The organism is Paenibacillus alginolyticus DSM 5050 = NBRC 15375, assembly GCF_000422905.1.
Taxonomy (GTDB): Bacteria; Bacillota; Bacilli; order Paenibacillales; family NBRC-103111; genus Paenibacillus_E; species Paenibacillus_E alginolyticus.
The window spans coordinates 1-16,213 of record NZ_AUGY01000134.1 but is presented as its reverse complement, the minus strand read 5'-3'; the positions used below and the strand labels follow the sequence as shown (position 1 = coordinate 16,213).

Genomic DNA, 16,213 nt, shown 5'->3' with positions numbered 1-16,213 from the left:
CGATGTAGCGGCGCTTTTTTATTGATTCGGTAAAATAGCTTTTATATAAGTTTCTATTGTCTTTTCATCCATCTGACCAAGATTAATATGCGAAATCTGTCCATCAGGATTAATAAACACCGAGTGTGGAAGTGCATTTGCTTGATAGATATCTGCCACCTTTAATCCTGGATCTAATACATTCGGAAATTCGACTCCTAGTTCCTTAAGATAAGCAGAAACTGTTTTTTGAGCTTCGCTGGCATTAACACCGATGATCACAAGTCCTTTATCCTTATATTTTAGATATTGTTTTTGCAATGCTGGCATTTCGTCACGACAAGGCTTGCAGAAAGTTCCCCAAAAATTAAGGACGACCCCTTTACCTCTATAATCAATAAGTGATAAATCACGTCCGTCTAACGTTTTCAGTTGAAAATTATCAGCATATGTTTTTTCTTGGGGTGATGATGATTTATAAATTTGAGAAATAATAGTTACACCAGCCAAAATTACAATCACGACAACCATTACCCATTGGAGGATGCGCTGATTCAAGTAAGTTCCTCCTTTTCTCTAGCAATAGTTTTTATAATTTACTTCGAAATTCCGTTACCCTTATCGGCAATTTTGGTCCATTTCGTTCCTGCATCTTTACTTATAAATACATCTTTTTTGTAAGTTGCCAACACTAATTCATTATGATCTGTTGGATTTTGAGCAATATAAGATATGGCATCATCTTTATCCAAGGCAGGAAGTTTGATTTCTTTCTTATCTTTATTGCTTAAATTGAATTGTAGCATAGTTGGAGAATTTGCCGTTGCTGCAAACAATTCACCATTATTGCTAAATGTTAGCGATGTTACTACTAACCCCGATATCAATTTTTCAATATGGTTCCCGGAATCATTGGAGAGAAAAAGTCCTTCTTTGCTTCCAAGAGCAACTACCTTGTCGTCGGATGGATGAGCTGCTAATGCTAAGGGTTCTCCAGAAAAACCGTTTAATTCAGACTTATTCCACGTCTTTGCATCATCCTTTGAAACATACAACCCAGCAGATTTCATTTTAGTGTTTGGTTGTTCGTTGAACACATAAATCGAATGTGTTTTATAACCAACTGTCATTGCGTGAAAGTCGCTTACACCTTCAAAATCAAGTGTGGTTAATGATTTCCCCTCATCAGTGCTTTTTACGACTCCAAGTGGGTTTTTCAGTTTAGAACCTTGTCCTGGATGACCACTACTATAAAAGCCACTATCAACTGTGACAAAGCCCATATAATCGTTTTTCGGAGCATCGACATTGCTCCATTTACCTTCCGAGTAAGCAACCAAACCTGTATGCGCAGGAATCAAAATTTGTTTCCCATCACTCGTATAACCCAATCCATGAATATGTTCCATAGCCACTTTGGGAGTAGAGTTAGAGCAAGCAGACAGCATTATAGAAGCTGCGACTATTGAAGAAACAAGCATTCCTTTATATTTCATTTTCTTTCCCCTTTTCTTGATCTGATAATGAGATAAACGATTGCCATTACGATCAGTGGAATGCCAATCCACATACAAACGTTGAAAAAATTATTTACGTAACGAAGAATGGAACCTGAACCCATCATCCAAGAAGCTGACATCGTTAAACAACCAATTCCCATTAAAACTAAGGCTAAAGCAATCAGCCAATCAGCCAACTTCACTTTCAACACCTCCACTAGGAGAAGTTGGAACAATAAAATCAATTTCAAATCGAGTGCCTTTATTAAGCTCACTCGAAACCTGTATGTTACCACCTTGAAGTTCAACAAGCTTTTTTACTATAGCTAGCCCTAACCCCGAACCACCGTGTTCTCGTGACCTTGATTTTTCAACTCGATAAAACCGATTGAAGATTTGGGGTAACTCTTCTTCTGGAATGCCGATGCCCGTATCTTCGATGAGGATAGAGATTTTGTTATTTTCCTTGTTAATAGCTGTGTGGATATGACCTTCATTGGTGTAACGAATTGCGTTTTCCAATAAGTTCGTAAAGACTTGCTCCATTCGTAAGCCATCGCCATAAATGAGAGGTAATTGCTTGTCAAAATGATAGTCCAGTTGTAATCCTTTTTCGTTTAGTTTCAATCTGCATTTTTGAATTGCATTCTCCATAACCTCTGTAAGGTCAATCCATTCCATTTCTAACGAAACCTTACCTTCTTCCATTTTGGAAAGTTCAAATAAATCCTCAATCAATAGCGTCAACCTATTGGATTCCGAAGCAATTAAGTCCAAATAATGTTCTTTTTCTGTCTCACTTTGATAAAGCTTATTCCTCAAAACTTTCGCATAGCCATCTATATAGGTGATGGGTGTACGTAATTCGTGGGATATGTTAGAAAAAAATTCATTTCTCGTATCTCGATAACTTTTTAAATCAAAAGCAAGTTCATTAATCGCTTGTGCTAACGAACCAATTTCGTCATTCGATTTCAAACGAACACGAGTGCCCAAATCCCCTTTTGCAATTCTCCGTGTTGCTTGCTCCATTTGAATAAGAGGCGTCGATAACTTCTTGGATAGAACAAAAGTAAAACCGAGCGCCAATAAGAACGCTCCAAATCCCGAAAGAAGCAATAAACGCTGTACATTTTGAATAGACTGATGCATTCCCTCAATGGATGAGAGAACAAATACGCCACCAACTACTGTATTTTCAAGCATAACAGGACTTCCATAAACCATATAACGATTACTGGTGGTTGCTTCTTCATAATCCATTGATAATGATTTACCTTCAAAGAGAGGAGCAATATCTTTGTCGGGGAGAGATGCATCATCTGTAAAAGTAAGCAATCCAGAGTTGGCAATAATCTTTCCCGTGTTATTGATAATAAAAAACTTTACATCGGAAAACTCCGCAATGGTCTTAATGGTTTCAACGGTTGAAGCTCCATCAGATAAAGCCTGTGCATAGCGAGTAGATAGTGCCTTAATATTGTCTTGAATATTCTTTTGATAAAAGCTAGTTAAAATCTGATTGATAACAAATCCCATTGGGAGCAATACAACAAGAAAAAGAATAATGATCGTACTACCTAATTTAACAACCACTCGATTCCATTTCATTTGGCTTCATTTCCTTGGAATTTATAGCCCACACCCCAAACGGTTTGAATAGGATTATGAGTAAAACCTGCGTTACGAAGCTTCTCTCGTACATTTTTAACGTGCGTATCCACAGTACGAATATCACCCAAATAATCTCGGCTCCAAATCTGGTCCAACAATAATTCTCTAGTTAGAACTTTTCTTGGATGACTTGCTATATAAAATAATAAATCGTATTCCTTAGGGGCCAAGTCTACCATCTGCTCACTGATAGTGACCTCACGACGTTCGGGATTAATACTCATTTCAAAATAACGGATGACAGCCGTTGAATCTATGAATGGACCCGACAAATTTGCTCTCCTTAGGAGAGCATTCACACGTGCAGCAAGCTCTTCATGGTCAAACGGTTTTACCAAGTAATCGTCTGCGCCTAATTTCAATCCTTGGACTTTATCTTTTGTTTCGGAACGAGCTGTCAGCATAAGTATCGGAATTTGACTGTTTTCACGAATTTGCCGACACACATCCCATCCGTCTAAACCAGGCATCATGATGTCTAAGATGATAAGATCATAAGCATACAGTTTAAGAAGCTCGAGCGCTTGATAACCATCCTCAGCCTCTGTAACCTCGAATCCCTCTTTGGAAAGATAAATACGAAGGAGGTTGCGCATATTTTTTTCATCATCTACCACCAAAACGTGAGCCATAAATCCTCCAAGTATCAAGCTGTCTTTAACTGCAGTTTAGACCTTGCATAAAAGTAACCCATCAGAACTATTGATACACCAATAATGGTCATACTTGTCCATTGTGCCGCTGTCCAATGAAATAAAAATCTTGGCGAATCGCCGCGAAGATACTCGAGCATAAATCTTCCCAGAGCGTACAGAATATTATAGGTTAAAAAGGTGAATCCTCTAAACCACGTTCGGTTTTTGGAAATGAGCAGCAAGCCGAATACAACAAAATCCCATTGCCCCTCCCATACCTCCGCAGGAAATAGAGGCACAGAACCATAAGTTTCATACGCTATTGTACCCGGTGGATAAACAAGCCCGAAATTGGAGCCTGTAGGTGAACCGAACGCATCTCCATTAAGCAAGCAAGCGATTCGGCCAACTCCTTGTCCAAAGGCGATAGCAGGGGCCAAGATATCAGCGATTTCCCAAAAATCTAGCTTCTTGAGTTTTGTATAGATAGCTCCGCCTATAAAGCCTCCCACTAAACCGCCTTGGATGGATAGTCCGCCTTCCCATATTGCAATGACCTTCCCCAAGTGTTGCGAATAATATGCCCAATTGAAGAAAAAAACTTGCCAAAATCGAGCACCGATAATGGCACCTACTATGGCGTAAAACACAATATTTCCTAGATGTTCTCGATACTTGGTTCCTTTCGCCAAATAATAAGCGACCCCAACCCCTAAAATTATGGCAATCGCCACAAGGAGACCATATGACCTTATGGGAAATCCAGCAATCGTAAATAATATAACCCTCATATTCCACCATCCTCATCCCATACATTATATCCAAGAAATTTGTTGAAATTGTGATGGATGTTATGAATTATTGGTGTCCATTACACCTGGAACTTGAATTCGGTATGGAAAAACAACTCTATCACCATTCGACTTTATCGCTTGAACATCCATATTAATCGTTCCTGCTCCGTGAAAGAAACTTCCGGTAAGTTTAAACACGCCATTTTCTAAAAGAAATGCTGAATTTTCCGTTGACCACCCATTAGTCGAATAGAATTTCACACTCACCTTTTTTATGTCTTGCGCATTTACAAATCCAATGTCTATGTCGTTTGCGCCCGCTTGTAAAGGGGTTATCATCAATTTAGCCTCAATCCCTTGTTGAACTTGCTTTGTGGGGTATATGCCCTGCTCTGCTTCTTTGGGTGATAAATCGACCAAAAATCCGGCTAAAAGTAATAATACTGCTGCAATTACTAGCTCAATTCTTAACAATTTTCGGAAACCGGTAACCAATATTTCAACCCATCGAAGCAACAATTTACGTTGCCAGTAACCAAGACCAATTATCGCTACATACAGAACGATTTTGGCAAGCACTACCTCTCCCCAGTAGCTTTGCAGCATACTCCTGAACGTAAAGGATGGAACATATTTTAATGTCATCCAAACACCGGTAAATCCAATCACTACGATGCTCCACAAAGCCCACTTGGAGAAAACTTTTGTTGTTTCCTTTAACCAAGAAGCTGTGTTTTCTTTCGGAGCCATAAAGAATAGTACGAACAATCCCCCAACCCATATGGATGCTGCCAATAAGTGAAGAAAATCAAGAACTACGCCTAGCATCCCTCCGTACGGTGGAGCCACGGAATGTCCGGTTAAAGCAAAGCACAATAAAGACAGGATCAGTAATATCTGTTTGCCCCTATACCATCTTACAAAATAACTAATTGTCAGAAGAATCAATTGGATAATCGGAATCCAAATAAAATTGAATGTGATAAAATCTCGAATAACAACTTCGGAATACTGGAATTTGTTTAAAATCAACTCGAACAATATCGCGGCGCCACTGAACACATAAACATATGGTGAAATCTTTTTCCATTTGAGGTTTGTTTCATTATGCGCGCTTATTATGGCTCGGAACCAACTGCTCCCAATAAGTAAGAACATACCTATATAACTTAGCCAATGAGCTAACTGCAGTAAACCAATGTGTTTCCAAATGCTATCATTCGAAGAGGATGCCGAACCCGTTATGGATGTCACATTTTTTACAGCAAAATATTTAATCTTATAATCTTCCTTATCATCTGTCTTGGCATATGAAACTAAAGAATAGGTGCCTCCCTTTATCGTCCCACTTAATTCAATAATAAAGTGCTTTGGGTCGTTAGGGTCGGCATAAGGCTTTTTCGTATCCAAAGATTGTTGTTTATCATTGAGCAACCCAAAAACAGACAGCTCAGTCGGCTTTGAAAACCATAAATCAATCTGTTTGGGAGATTCTTGCAGAATTGATCCATCTTCAGGGAACGTTCGATCCAACGTAAAAGATGGAATATCTTTATTTTCTTTTGGAGGTTCTTTTAACTCAAAAGAATATGATTCTTTCAGTCCGTGTCCGTCAATGGAAATGACATCGACACCAACATTATAGGTTCCAGGTGATAAGTTCTTTTTTAGATCAATAAGTATATGTCGATCGTCACTTGGATCAAGCTGAGGTCTTCCAACTTGAACCTCTTCTTTTGCAACATTACGAACGATAATGGAGCTTCTGTGTATTTCAACTGACTCCTCAAAGAATAACTCTACTTTCACCGGAGAGACTTGAAGAACAGCATCCTTTTCCGGAACTCGCTTCTCAATTGGCGAATGAGCCGAAACAATTTGAATGGGAAATATCATAACGATGAGGAAAATAACTGCATAAGCCCATTTTTTTAACATTGAAGTCCCTACCCCTAACTCAGAAGTGAAAATAAAACCACCCGAAATGGTGGCATTAACTAGCATTTCTTTGATTCTTAATCGATTCCAACTCTTTGATAAGATCTAGTTGTTTTTGTAATGCATCTACTTTTTGAGACAAATCGTTTTGATTCTGGTCGTTGTGACAACTCTTGTTTTTTCTAAACAAACCGCCCATACAGAATACCATCATTAAGGGACAAGCGAGTAAAGCCAAGACATTAATAACTTGTTGCATAATAAGCCCTCCTTAAATTTCAAGATATTATTTAACGGTGATAGTTCCGTTATACATGTACATTCCACAGTTGTATTTGTACGTTCCAGGTTTCAAGTCTTTCAGGGCAATGAAGTTATCTCCCTTCTTAAGATCCACATCTATTCCCAATTCATGAGAAACAATGTGTTTTGTACAACTAATACCTGATTGTGTTTTAAAATCAATTTTCGTCGGAACACCGGCTTTTATTTCAATATTTTTTGGACCATAACCATTAGATTTTACATCGACAGTAGCGATTTGATAGCCTTCGTTTTCTTGAGAGGCGGCCTGATCTTCAGGCTGCTCGCTTAGTGATTGACTGGCTGATGATACCTTTCCTTGATATTGAAAAAGGAGTGCCACACCTACAATTACAATTCCTACAAAAAGCGTTAACGCACTTCCGAAAAACGGTTTGTTAACACCTTCATTTGTTGCCTTTGCTTTACCGGTTTCTTCATCAATTAACTGAATGAGAACGCTCATTACGAAAATAAAAATGACATCGATAAATAATACAATCGAATCTGAAACAACAAGCATAACCCCAAGCATAGCACCCATCATTCCGCCCATTATTCCTGCCATCATTCCATCCAATGCTGCCATTAAACTGATGGACTTTCCTGTTAAGTACCCTGCTCCCATACCGAACAAAACTGCAATTATAGTAGAGAGTGTTAAATCGTGCTGGAGAGCAACGCCTAATACAACCCCGAATGCGAGGCTAGACATCATACCAACTGTCATAGCAATCATCATACCAGCCATACACGTCAGTTTCTCTCTCCGCTTGTAAGCGTAAAAAACATTGTAGCCTGTGAAAAGCAAAACCAAAAGAACACTCAAAATCGCTATCATCATAACCCTCCTAAAGAACTTGTTTCATTGGTTTTTATCTTACACAATAAATTTGTTGGATTTGTGAAGTTTCGATAATTGTAAAAAGCTTAGTTGGTTTCCATAACAATAATTGACTATTTTGCTCAAATAAAAGAAGCACTACTATTTGAAGCCAACTTCTTGGCTTTAAATAATAGTGCTCTCTAAGTCCCAAAAAAAAGCAACACTCTTAACCTATGAATCGAGTTCCCTTTTTCATTTAAAATGCCAGGCATCTGGATCCAACTATCTCGTTTCACCCCTTAACTTTCACTAATCTCATACTATTCATAATTACAATTAAAGCCGCACCTGTATCACTTATCACAGCAATCCATAGGGTAAGTAAATCAGGGAAAATCAAAATCAAAGCAAGAGCTTTGACAATGAGCGAGAACAAAATGTTTTGTTTGATTATTCGTATTGCCTTACGACTCAATTTAATAGTATGGGGAAGTTTTTCAAGATTGTCAGCCATCAACACGATGTCTGCGGTTTCCATTGCCGTGTCAGTTCTGGCCCCACCCATTGCAATACCTATATTGGCAGTTGCAATCGCAGGAGCATCATTTATGCCATCTCCAACCATCGCTACAATGTTTCCTTCTTCTTGAAGTTGTTTAATGGCTTTTCACTTTATCTTCGGGTAATAGCTCTGCAAAATATCGGTTTACCCCGGTTTCAGACGCAACTTTTTTAGCCGTACCTTCATTGTCTCCTGTTAACATCACAACTTGGTTGACGCGGGCGGCTTGCAGTCCTTTAAGAGCCTTTACGGAAGTGGCACGAATAGCATCCGCAACGGCAATAACACCGAATATCTTCTCTTTTGTTCCTATAATTACGATTGTATTTCCTTCTTGTTGAAGGGATAAGATTCGTGATTCTAGTTCTCCTAGAGAAGCGCTTAGTTCTTGGAACAATTTAAGGTTTCCTGCAAAGTACTCGTTATCTCCTATAATCGCGCTAACACCTTTACCTACTATGTTTCTGAACTTATCACCTAGAAGGGTAGAGACACCTTTATCTTTGGCAAACTCAACAACTGCTTTTGCAATGGGGTGTGTAGAGTATTCTTCTAGTGTTCGGGCAATACGGAGCAACTCAACTTCACTCAATCCAACTGATAAAACTTGAGATACCTTTGGTTTTCCCTCCGTTAAAGTACCTGTTTTATCAAAAGCAATCGCTGAAATCCTTCCCGCAATTTCTAATAAGGCTCCACCTTTGATAAGAACCCCGTTCTTGGCTGCATTTCCAATTGCTGAAACTATCGCCACTGGAGTTGAAATAACCAAGGCACAAGGACACGCAACAACCAATAATTCTAATCCTTTATAGAACCATTCTCCCCAAGTTCCAATACCCACAAGTGGGGGAAGAACCATCACAACGAGAGCAAGGATAAATACAATTGGCGTATAGATACGGGCAAATTTATCTACAAAAGCTTCCGTAGGTGCCTTTTGTTCTTGCGCTTCTTCCACCAGGTGAATGATTTTGGAGATGGTCGTATCTTCAACTAGCTTGGTTACTTTAATCTCCAAAGATCCGTGTTCGTTAATTGTACCTGCGTATACACCATCACCAACTTGCTTATCAACAGGAATGGATTCTCCTGTAATTGGTGCTTGATTTACACTTGATTCTCCTCCAATTACTAGACCGTCTAACGGGATTTTATCCCCTGGTTTAACAACTATGACATCCCCAACTGAAATGTCCTCTACGGCCTTTCTGATAAGCTCCTGACCGTTTTTCACGAATGCTTCAGGAGGCGCTAGGTCAATTAAGCTTCGAATCGAATTTCGAGTCTTTTCAATGGACTTCGTTTGAAGAACATTCCCTAGTGCAAACAACCATACTACCGTAGCACCTTCTAACCACTCACCAATTGCGGCGGCACCAAGCACTGCTGCAGTCATTAATACATTCATATCCAATGAACGGCTTCTCACAGCATAATAGGCGCTTCTAGCTGGTTTATAGCCACCTATTATAATCGATACTGCGTAAAGTAGAGTTGTAAAGCTTGGTGATACATTCGCGAAGGAGCCAAGAAATCCAAAAAGAAGTAGGGCTCCAGAAAAAATTATCAGGTTTGTACCTGAATTGTCTTTTTTGACCTGATCACTTTTCCTTTTGCTTGAAACTAGCGTAGCTTTATAACCGGATTTGGATATTTCTTTGATGATTTCTTCGACTGAACTGTCGTGTTCAGCTGTCATTTTCCCAGTTGAGAAATTGACACTTACACTTTTGACTGAAGGGAGGGTTTTCATATGTTTTTCTATCGTTAAAGCGCAGGAACTGCAATCCATTCCTTCTATGTGATAGATTCGCCCACTCCCCATCTTCTGAACAGCCTCAATGGTGTGATCCAGTTTTTTTATTGTATCCGGTAGTTGATCAAGGACTTTTTCATCCTCATAAACGACTTGCATTTTGCCAGTGTTATAGTTGACTTGAACTCCGTTGATCCCTTTGATACCCTTGACTGCTTTTTCCAAGGTTAAAGCGCAGGAAGGGCAATCCATACCGCCGATTAGAAAATCTGATTTTTGACCATATTGGTCTTCTGTGTTTTGTACTTGTGGAATTTCTGTTATTTTGCAACAATTATCCTCACAACCGGCATTTGTATTTGAAGTGGCACTTACATCCAGTAAGGATAGGCTTTTTTTGAATTTCGGTTCTTTGTCCGACATCTCAATCCCCCGTTTTAGTAAAGTCCCGTATCACACTTGGTAACACCATCGTGTACTAGAGATAGTACAGTATCGAACATATGTAACATATCCTTAATCTTCTCATTGCTTAAACTGTAATACACATATTTCCCCTCTTGCCTTCCAACAATAATCCCGCAGCCCTTCAAACAAGCGAGGTGCTGTGAAATGTTCGATTGATTCCCTTGAATTTCGTCAACGATTTGAGATACAGGCTTTTCTTTATCTTTAATACATTCCAGTATTTGAAGCCGCGTCTTATCACTAAAGCCACGAATGAATTTTGCTTTAACATCTAATTGCTCTATTGGATCTTGATTCATTGAGACTACCTCCGAACAAATTAACAATCACTAATATGAATATCATATTAGCTCACTCTAATATATGTGTCAAATTACAACCCCATCATTTTTGATGAAGTTTTGGTATTTTACAGGCATTGGGGTTTTTGTTGGACTTGCATAGCTCACTATGTTTTCATCTTACTATTGTCTCGTATGAAGCCTCAATTAATATACTCAAAGTGTTAGACCATATTTATACGTTTGCGGTCCGCGTCGACAATCCTTTACTCTGAGATGATCTTAACGAAATAGCAGCATATTAGGGCATACAATATATCAATTTTGATGGCGATTTCGTATTTTTTAAATTTATTGAAATGATCCAATAGAAGGACTAGAATGAACTATGTCTATGGATTTATAGGTAGTGATTATAGCTAGAGTAAGCTATCCTCCATACATTCCAAAGCAAATAATAACTTGGAAAATTGGAGACTACACAACATGTTTAAACAGAAAATTATAAGATACTTTTGCATAACATTCGTATTCTTAGTATTTTGTTATGCACTATTAAATGATCGGTATAAAAACTATGACGGATACCACTTCAGCAACCGAGTTGCAGTTCTGGAATATCATCACATCGACCCTACCGCATCTGAATACACAATTACGCCCGATACATTTCAAAAACATTTAGAAGCGCTGAAGGCTAATCATTATCATGTGATTTCAATGAAAGAATTCGTTGATTTTCTGAATGGTAAAAGCTCTGTCCCCCCTGATTCAGTCGTTCTAACTTTTGATGACGGCTATGAATCATTCTACAAATATGCATATCCCGCGTTGAAACAGCAAAACATGACGGCTACCAATTTCATTATTGTAAATTATCTTGGAACCAATCCTGGAACTCCTTTTTTGAACTGGGATGAAATCCAAACAATGAAGAGTGACGGTTTTGATTTTTACTCCCACACCTTTAAATCTCATGATTTTTCAGTTGATCAAAACGGAAATCCTGTTTCTCCTTTAACTAACCCAATCTATTTAAAGGATCAGAACAGAATGGAAACCGAGGAAGAATACAAGCAACGAGTCAAAACAGATCTCAAGGAAGCTGAAGAAATCATTCAAACTAAATTAGGGATTCAGGATAAGTTATTCTGTTTTCCTCATGGAAGGTACAATAAAACCCTTATAGACATCGGAGACCAGTTAGGATATAAATATTACTTTACAGGGTTGGATGGATTGAACACGCCTGGGACTAAGTTGATAAAACGGGTAAATGTTGGATCAGCAAATATTACAGCAAAAAGTCTGCTTCACATACTAAATGGAGAAACAAGCGTAACCGGAAATTTGAGGATTATTTTGAAAAACATTATTGTAAAGCAACGGATGGCAGAATAAAACATTAATAAAGGCCCTGGCTTTTTAGCCCGGGCCTTTATTAATGTTCTATACATGCATCAGAATCATAATACCCAACACTAAGCTGTAGCTTGCTGTTAAGCATCCCACAATGCGATATACCGATAGGCGCAAACGTGCTTTTAAAAAGCCTATAACCGCTAGTAATGCTATCATGGATGTAGACAATATTAATCCAATGACAAAAGAGAAAACAACCGATCCACCTAAGAATATAGTACTCATCCCAGCTGCGGTGCTAATTAATAAAATCTGCGTTGGGGTTTCTGCCCCAAATCCATGTATGATCCCTACTAAAAAGGCACCCGCACGTCCAACAGTTTTCTTGGATGAAGATACTTGCACGATATTTTTCTTTAATAGCTTTGAAGCAATAACATATTTGATTTGGCGAAGTCCCTCTAATGCCACACTCCATTTACTCCGTAATTCGAACCCATTCCATTGGCGAACTAATGTGATAAACATCCATATGCCCAGAAGAATTAATGTACATGCTACTAAGAGTTCCATTGTGGAATCTATCCATTCAGGAATATTTTTACCTAATCCAATTGCTATAAAGCCAAGAACAAGGATGACTAAACCATGTCCCAAAGAATACATTGTTGCAAGCAGCATCCCATGCTTTGCTCTAGTCTCCACGCCTACAAGGTCTGTGATTGCTGCAATATGATCCCAATCAACTCCGTGACGAAACCCTAAAATTAACGATGAAAATATGATTAGTAACATCTCATGCCCCAACGGAAATTCCTCCTCTTAAATTACGTTAAACCAAACAAACCTTGACCATTTTGGCCAAGGACGCAGAAAATTACGATGTAAAGACAGAAAAATCCTGTAAAAATATCATTCTACACCAGCCCCTTTCCTCGAAGGACATCTACTGTACGATATTAGGTAGGTCTCCTGGCTCTCAGATCAATGCTTCTTTCTTCCTTCCCCATGAAATGAGTGGATTCTTAGAAAGTTGCTCCCTGATTACAGTGGCGGGACCGCTGAGGAGTTTCACCTCATTCCCTGTTACCCTTTTTGTCTCCAAAAAGGCACCTAGTATCTACGACATTATGTAATTGTTAATCAACATTAAAATAACATAGTAACGTTTGTAGATCAATACAGATTTTGATCTCTCCCTTGGCTATTATTGATGCTAGGAGAAACAATATTACCATTCAAGCTCGCAATGAGCACCTGACATGATATGCATTAAAATTTTCTGCAATGGATAACAAAGACTCGGATCTCTGGTTCGAGTCTTTGTTATCCAGATTGTTATCTTACAATCAAGTCTAAAATACGCTACAATTCCACTCCATGAACAGAACACTCTATTCGAGGTTGTTTTTTTGCTTCCAGCGCTTCGATGCATAGATCTCTATATTCTTTACAAATTCTTAACTTTATTAATATAATCGAATAATTATATAATAATAAACAAATGGAAGGGGTTGATTATCGTGAAGAAACCTGTACGTATTTACTTCTTGTGCATTCAAAACCGCTGTAGAAGTCAAATTGCTGAAGCATTCGCCAAACATTACGGTAAAGAGAATGTCATTGCTGAAAGTGCTGGACTAGAAGCGAGTGAAATACATCCCCTGACTATAGCCGTTATGAAAGAAGTCGGCATTGATATCTCAGATCATGCTTCCAAAAAGATTGATATGAAGACCTTTTTAGCCTCCAATGTCATTGTTAAATTGTGCGAGAATTTAATTGAACGTTGTCCTGTTGTTCCTTTTGGGATCACGAATGTACAATGGAATATCCTAGATCCTTTAGTACATAGTGATGGAGACATTGAGGAACTGCGCAAAACAAGGGATGAAATTGAGAAAAAAGTTATCGATCTGCTAAAAGGCATGAATGTAACATTGTAAGGAGGCTAATGATGATTGAAATTGAAAATATGGTCGATACTTTAAAATTAGTTGGTGACAAATGCAGATTATCTATCCTTCTATTGCTACAAGAAAGAGACCTATGTGTATGCGAATTTGTAGAAATATTGCAGACCAGCCAGCCAAATATTAGCCAGCATATGCGCAAATTAAAAGATGGCGGTCTCGTTAAAGAAACAAAAAAAGGTCAGTGGGTGTACTATTCACTTGCTACCCAAGATAAGCCTTTCCTAACCGAATTATTCAAGTACCTCCCTTCCCAAAAAGATAAAGTGGAGAAGCTAACCTGTGAAGATTCAAATTGCTGTGATTAAGGGGATAATTGAATGTTAAAAAAGAAGTTGATTGCTGAGTTTATTGGTACTTATTTTTTAGTTTTTGCAGGTCCAGGAGCGATGGTTATTGACGATATCACGAAAAGCATCTCCCATGTTGGTGTCGCAATTACCTTTGGACTTGTCGTTATGGCTCTGATTTATACGTTTGGACATATTTCAGGCGCTCATTTTAATCCTGCTGTCACCATTGGCTTCTTGGTTAGAGGAGATATCTCTTTGCGAGAAAGTATCTATTATATTGTCACACAATTTGCAGGGGCTCTTTTTGCGAGTTTTACTACGTTGCTTCTTTTTGGCAATGTCGCCAATTTGGGAGCAACTCTTCCCAGCTTCTCGGAAGGGCAATCCTTCATTCTGGAATTCATTTTAACCTTTGTTCTAATGATGGTTATTTTGGGTTCTGCTGTACATGGTAAAGCGATTAAAGAATTTGCTGGTGTTGCTATTGGAGGTACCGTTGGTCTAATGGCTATGTTTGCAGGTCCGATTTGCGGAGCTTCCATGAATCCAGCACGGTCCCTTGGTCCCGCTCTCGTATCGGGTGCAACACAACACTTATGGTTATACCTAGTTGCAACAGTTCTTGGAGCTGTCTTTGCTTCACTAGTTTATAAAACAATACAGGAATAAGGAGATGTTCAATTATGGACAAAAAATTAGTATATTTTCTTTGCACAGGTAACTCTTGCCGTAGCCAAATCGCAGACGGATTTTTAAAAGCACTAGGTAGTGACAAATATGAAGTTAAAAGTGCAGGACTAGAAGCACACGGTTTGAATCCACGTGCTGTTGCAACAATGAAAGAAGCAGGAATCGATATCTCGAACCATACATCTGACGTGATTGACACTGAGATTTTAGGCCGCGCAGATTACATTATTACTTTGTGTGGTCATGCTGACGAACACTGCCCAGTTGTACGTAACGATAAGGCTGAAAGATGGCATTGGGGCTTTGATGACCCTGCAAAAGCAACCGGAACAGAAGAAGAAATTACAGCTAAATTCACTGAAGTACGAGATTCCATTAAGAGCCGGATTGAGCAATTTTTAAAGGAAGGCAAGTAATATGATCAAAAGAATGCACGTTGCGGTTAACTGTACAGACCTTCAAAAGTCGCTTGATTTTTATCGTGCTTTCTTTGGTGCGGAACCTTCTAAAGTAAAAGACAATTACGCTAAATTCGAGTTAGACGATCCATCCCTTCACTTCTCTTTAAATGTACGCCCTTTTGAGAAGAAAGGCGTCCTTAATCATTTGGGATTTCAGGTGGATAACACCGAAGAGGTTCTAGCTATGGGTGAGCGGCTAAGGCAAAGCGGGCTTCTTCTCATCGATGAAATGAATACGACTTGCTGTTATGCGGTTCAAGATAAAGTATGGGTTTATGACCCAGATGGAAACGCATGGGAAATATTCTACACAAAAGAAGATTCTGAATTTGAATCTGCAGGAGATTTGCAGGATATGTCTTTATGTTGCGCTCCACCTTCCGCGCCATCAGCACCTGTAACGATTGAATTCACATCTTTTAAGAAAAAGTAAGGGATTCATTATGCAAAAAAACTATCAAGCTTTAGTTGAAGATAAAATTTATTTTGGCGGAGCTTCTGACGTCGAGGATATGGTTAAAAATGAAGGCGTTGAAGTAGTTGTGGATTTGCGTGGAGAAGCTACGGAGTGCGCCTATCCTGCAGGTGACGTAGAATGGCTCCAAGTCCCCCTTGGAGATAATGCAGAGGGACCACAGGACCAACTATTCCAACAAGCCATTAATCACGTTGTAGAGGCTTATAGAGGCGGTAAAAAGGTTGGGTTCCATTGCGGT

Annotated in this window: 17 protein-coding genes, 2 pseudogenes and 1 riboswitch; of the genes and pseudogenes, 7 read left to right on the top strand and 12 right to left on the bottom strand. The window is 38.9% G+C overall.

Annotation, left to right across the window (positions count from 1 at the left end; genetic code table 11):
• Positions 1-18: 18 nt before the first annotated feature.
• The 11 genes and pseudogenes from G519_RS0135000 to G519_RS0134945 all read right to left on the bottom strand — a co-directional run bounded on the left by G519_RS0135000 (position 19) and on the right by G519_RS0134945 (position 10,736).
• Positions 19-537: a redoxin domain-containing protein gene (locus G519_RS0135000; RefSeq protein ID WP_029198564.1), complete on the bottom strand. Its 519-nt coding sequence runs from the start codon at positions 535-537 to the stop codon at positions 19-21.
• 38 nt (positions 538-575) lie between these two features.
• Entirely contained in the window at positions 576-1,475 is a 900-nt protein-coding gene (locus tag G519_RS0134995) for a F510_1955 family glycosylhydrolase (protein ID WP_029198563.1), read from the bottom strand.
• Positions 1,472-1,681: a hypothetical protein gene (locus tag G519_RS0134990; protein WP_029198562.1), complete on the bottom strand. Its 210-nt coding sequence runs from the start codon at positions 1,679-1,681 to the stop codon at positions 1,472-1,474. The genes G519_RS0134995 and G519_RS0134990 overlap by 4 nt, the downstream gene beginning before the upstream one ends.
• Positions 1,668-3,089 (bottom strand): sensor histidine kinase, encoded by a 1,422-nt coding sequence (locus G519_RS0134985; RefSeq protein WP_029198561.1) that lies wholly within the window; start codon positions 3,087-3,089, stop codon positions 1,668-1,670. Before G519_RS0134985 ends, G519_RS0134990 begins: the two co-directional genes overlap by 14 nt.
• Complete coding sequence (locus G519_RS0134980; protein ID WP_029198560.1) at positions 3,086-3,784, bottom strand: response regulator transcription factor; 699 nt, start codon at positions 3,782-3,784, stop codon at positions 3,086-3,088. The genes G519_RS0134985 and G519_RS0134980 overlap by 4 nt, the downstream gene beginning before the upstream one ends.
• Positions 3,785-3,798: 14 nt before the next feature.
• Positions 3,799-4,578, bottom strand: a complete 780-nt coding sequence (gene lgt, locus G519_RS0134975) for a prolipoprotein diacylglyceryl transferase (protein WP_029198559.1) — start codon at positions 4,576-4,578, stop codon at positions 3,799-3,801.
• Between the two features lie 60 nt (positions 4,579-4,638).
• Positions 4,639-6,519 (bottom strand): copper resistance protein CopC, encoded by a 1,881-nt coding sequence (locus tag G519_RS0134970; protein ID WP_029198558.1) that lies wholly within the window; start codon positions 6,517-6,519, stop codon positions 4,639-4,641.
• Positions 6,520-6,574: 55 nt separating this feature from the next.
• Entirely contained in the window at positions 6,575-6,778 is a 204-nt protein-coding gene (locus G519_RS0134965; protein WP_036635038.1) for a DUF2933 domain-containing protein, read from the bottom strand.
• A gap of 27 nt (positions 6,779-6,805) precedes the next feature.
• On the bottom strand, positions 6,806-7,666 hold the full coding sequence (locus G519_RS52675) for a cupredoxin domain-containing protein (RefSeq protein WP_244280323.1): 861 nt from the start codon (positions 7,664-7,666) through the stop codon (positions 6,806-6,808).
• Between the two features lie 274 nt (positions 7,667-7,940).
• Positions 7,941-10,392, bottom strand: a pseudogene (locus G519_RS46100) (heavy metal translocating P-type ATPase).
• Positions 10,393-10,406: 14 nt separating this feature from the next.
• Positions 10,407-10,736, bottom strand: coding sequence for an ArsR/SmtB family transcription factor (locus G519_RS0134945; RefSeq protein WP_029198556.1), 330 nt, complete (start codon positions 10,734-10,736; stop codon positions 10,407-10,409).
• A gap of 468 nt (positions 10,737-11,204) precedes the next feature.
• Between G519_RS0134945 and G519_RS46095 the strand changes: the two genes are divergently transcribed.
• Entirely contained in the window at positions 11,205-12,119 is a 915-nt protein-coding gene (locus G519_RS46095) for a polysaccharide deacetylase family protein (RefSeq protein ID WP_051253961.1), read from the top strand.
• A gap of 48 nt (positions 12,120-12,167) precedes the next feature.
• Here G519_RS46095 and G519_RS0134935 read toward each other — a convergent pair whose 3' ends face one another.
• Positions 12,168-12,887: a HoxN/HupN/NixA family nickel/cobalt transporter gene (locus G519_RS0134935; protein WP_029198555.1), complete on the bottom strand. Its 720-nt coding sequence runs from the start codon at positions 12,885-12,887 to the stop codon at positions 12,168-12,170.
• A 138-nt stretch (positions 12,888-13,025) separates the two neighbouring features.
• Positions 13,026-13,212, bottom strand: a riboswitch (cobalamin riboswitch).
• Between the two features lie 391 nt (positions 13,213-13,603).
• On the opposite strand from G519_RS0134935, the gene G519_RS0134930 reads away from it, so the two are divergent.
• The 6 genes and pseudogenes from G519_RS0134930 to G519_RS0134905 form a co-directional block, all read left to right on the top strand.
• Complete coding sequence (locus G519_RS0134930) at positions 13,604-14,026, top strand: arsenate reductase ArsC (RefSeq protein WP_051253960.1); 423 nt, start codon at positions 13,604-13,606, stop codon at positions 14,024-14,026.
• Between the two features lie 11 nt (positions 14,027-14,037).
• Positions 14,038-14,361, top strand: coding sequence for an ArsR/SmtB family transcription factor (locus G519_RS0134925; RefSeq protein ID WP_029198553.1), 324 nt, complete (start codon positions 14,038-14,040; stop codon positions 14,359-14,361).
• 12 nt (positions 14,362-14,373) lie between these two features.
• A complete protein-coding gene (locus tag G519_RS0134920) occupies positions 14,374-15,015 on the top strand; it encodes an aquaporin (RefSeq protein WP_029198552.1) in 642 nt (213 codons plus the stop codon).
• 14 nt (positions 15,016-15,029) lie between these two features.
• Positions 15,030-15,452, top strand: a complete 423-nt coding sequence (gene arsC, locus G519_RS0134915) for an arsenate reductase (thioredoxin) (protein WP_029198551.1) — start codon at positions 15,030-15,032, stop codon at positions 15,450-15,452.
• Position 15,453: 1 nt separating this feature from the next.
• Entirely contained in the window at positions 15,454-15,930 is a 477-nt protein-coding gene (locus tag G519_RS0134910) for an ArsI/CadI family heavy metal resistance metalloenzyme (RefSeq protein ID WP_029198550.1), read from the top strand.
• A gap of 10 nt (positions 15,931-15,940) precedes the next feature.
• Positions 15,941-16,213 (top strand): annotated as a pseudogene (locus G519_RS0134905) (protein-tyrosine phosphatase family protein); the annotation flags it as partial.

What these genes read in the sequence shown, in the direction of transcription:
- arsC (WP_029198551.1), top strand. Translation starts at nt 15,030, where the DNA reads ATGGACAAAAAATTAGTATATTTTCTTTGCACAGGTAACTCTTGCCGT.
- G519_RS0134945 (WP_029198556.1), bottom strand. Translation starts at nt 10,736, where the DNA reads ATGAATCAAGATCCAATAGAGCAATTAGATGTTAAAGCAAAATTCATT.
- G519_RS52675 (WP_244280323.1), bottom strand. Translation starts at nt 7,666, where the DNA reads ATGATGATAGCGATTTTGAGTGTTCTTTTGGTTTTGCTTTTCACAGGC.
- G519_RS0134920 (WP_029198552.1), top strand. Translation starts at nt 14,374, where the DNA reads ATGTTAAAAAAGAAGTTGATTGCTGAGTTTATTGGTACTTATTTTTTA.
- G519_RS0134995 (WP_029198563.1), bottom strand. Translation starts at nt 1,475, where the DNA reads ATGAAATATAAAGGAATGCTTGTTTCTTCAATAGTCGCAGCTTCTATA.
- G519_RS46095 (WP_051253961.1), top strand. Translation starts at nt 11,205, where the DNA reads ATGTTTAAACAGAAAATTATAAGATACTTTTGCATAACATTCGTATTC.
- G519_RS0134980 (WP_029198560.1), bottom strand. Translation starts at nt 3,784, where the DNA reads ATGGCTCACGTTTTGGTGGTAGATGATGAAAAAAATATGCGCAACCTC.
- lgt (WP_029198559.1), bottom strand. Translation starts at nt 4,578, where the DNA reads ATGAGGGTTATATTATTTACGATTGCTGGATTTCCCATAAGGTCATAT.
- G519_RS0134965 (WP_036635038.1), bottom strand. Translation starts at nt 6,778, where the DNA reads ATGCAACAAGTTATTAATGTCTTGGCTTTACTCGCTTGTCCCTTAATG.
- G519_RS0134925 (WP_029198553.1), top strand. Translation starts at nt 14,038, where the DNA reads ATGATTGAAATTGAAAATATGGTCGATACTTTAAAATTAGTTGGTGAC.
- G519_RS0134985 (WP_029198561.1), bottom strand. Translation starts at nt 3,089, where the DNA reads ATGAAATGGAATCGAGTGGTTGTTAAATTAGGTAGTACGATCATTATT.
- G519_RS0134910 (WP_029198550.1), top strand. Translation starts at nt 15,454, where the DNA reads ATGATCAAAAGAATGCACGTTGCGGTTAACTGTACAGACCTTCAAAAG.
- G519_RS0134970 (WP_029198558.1), bottom strand. Translation starts at nt 6,519, where the DNA reads ATGTTAAAAAAATGGGCTTATGCAGTTATTTTCCTCATCGTTATGATA.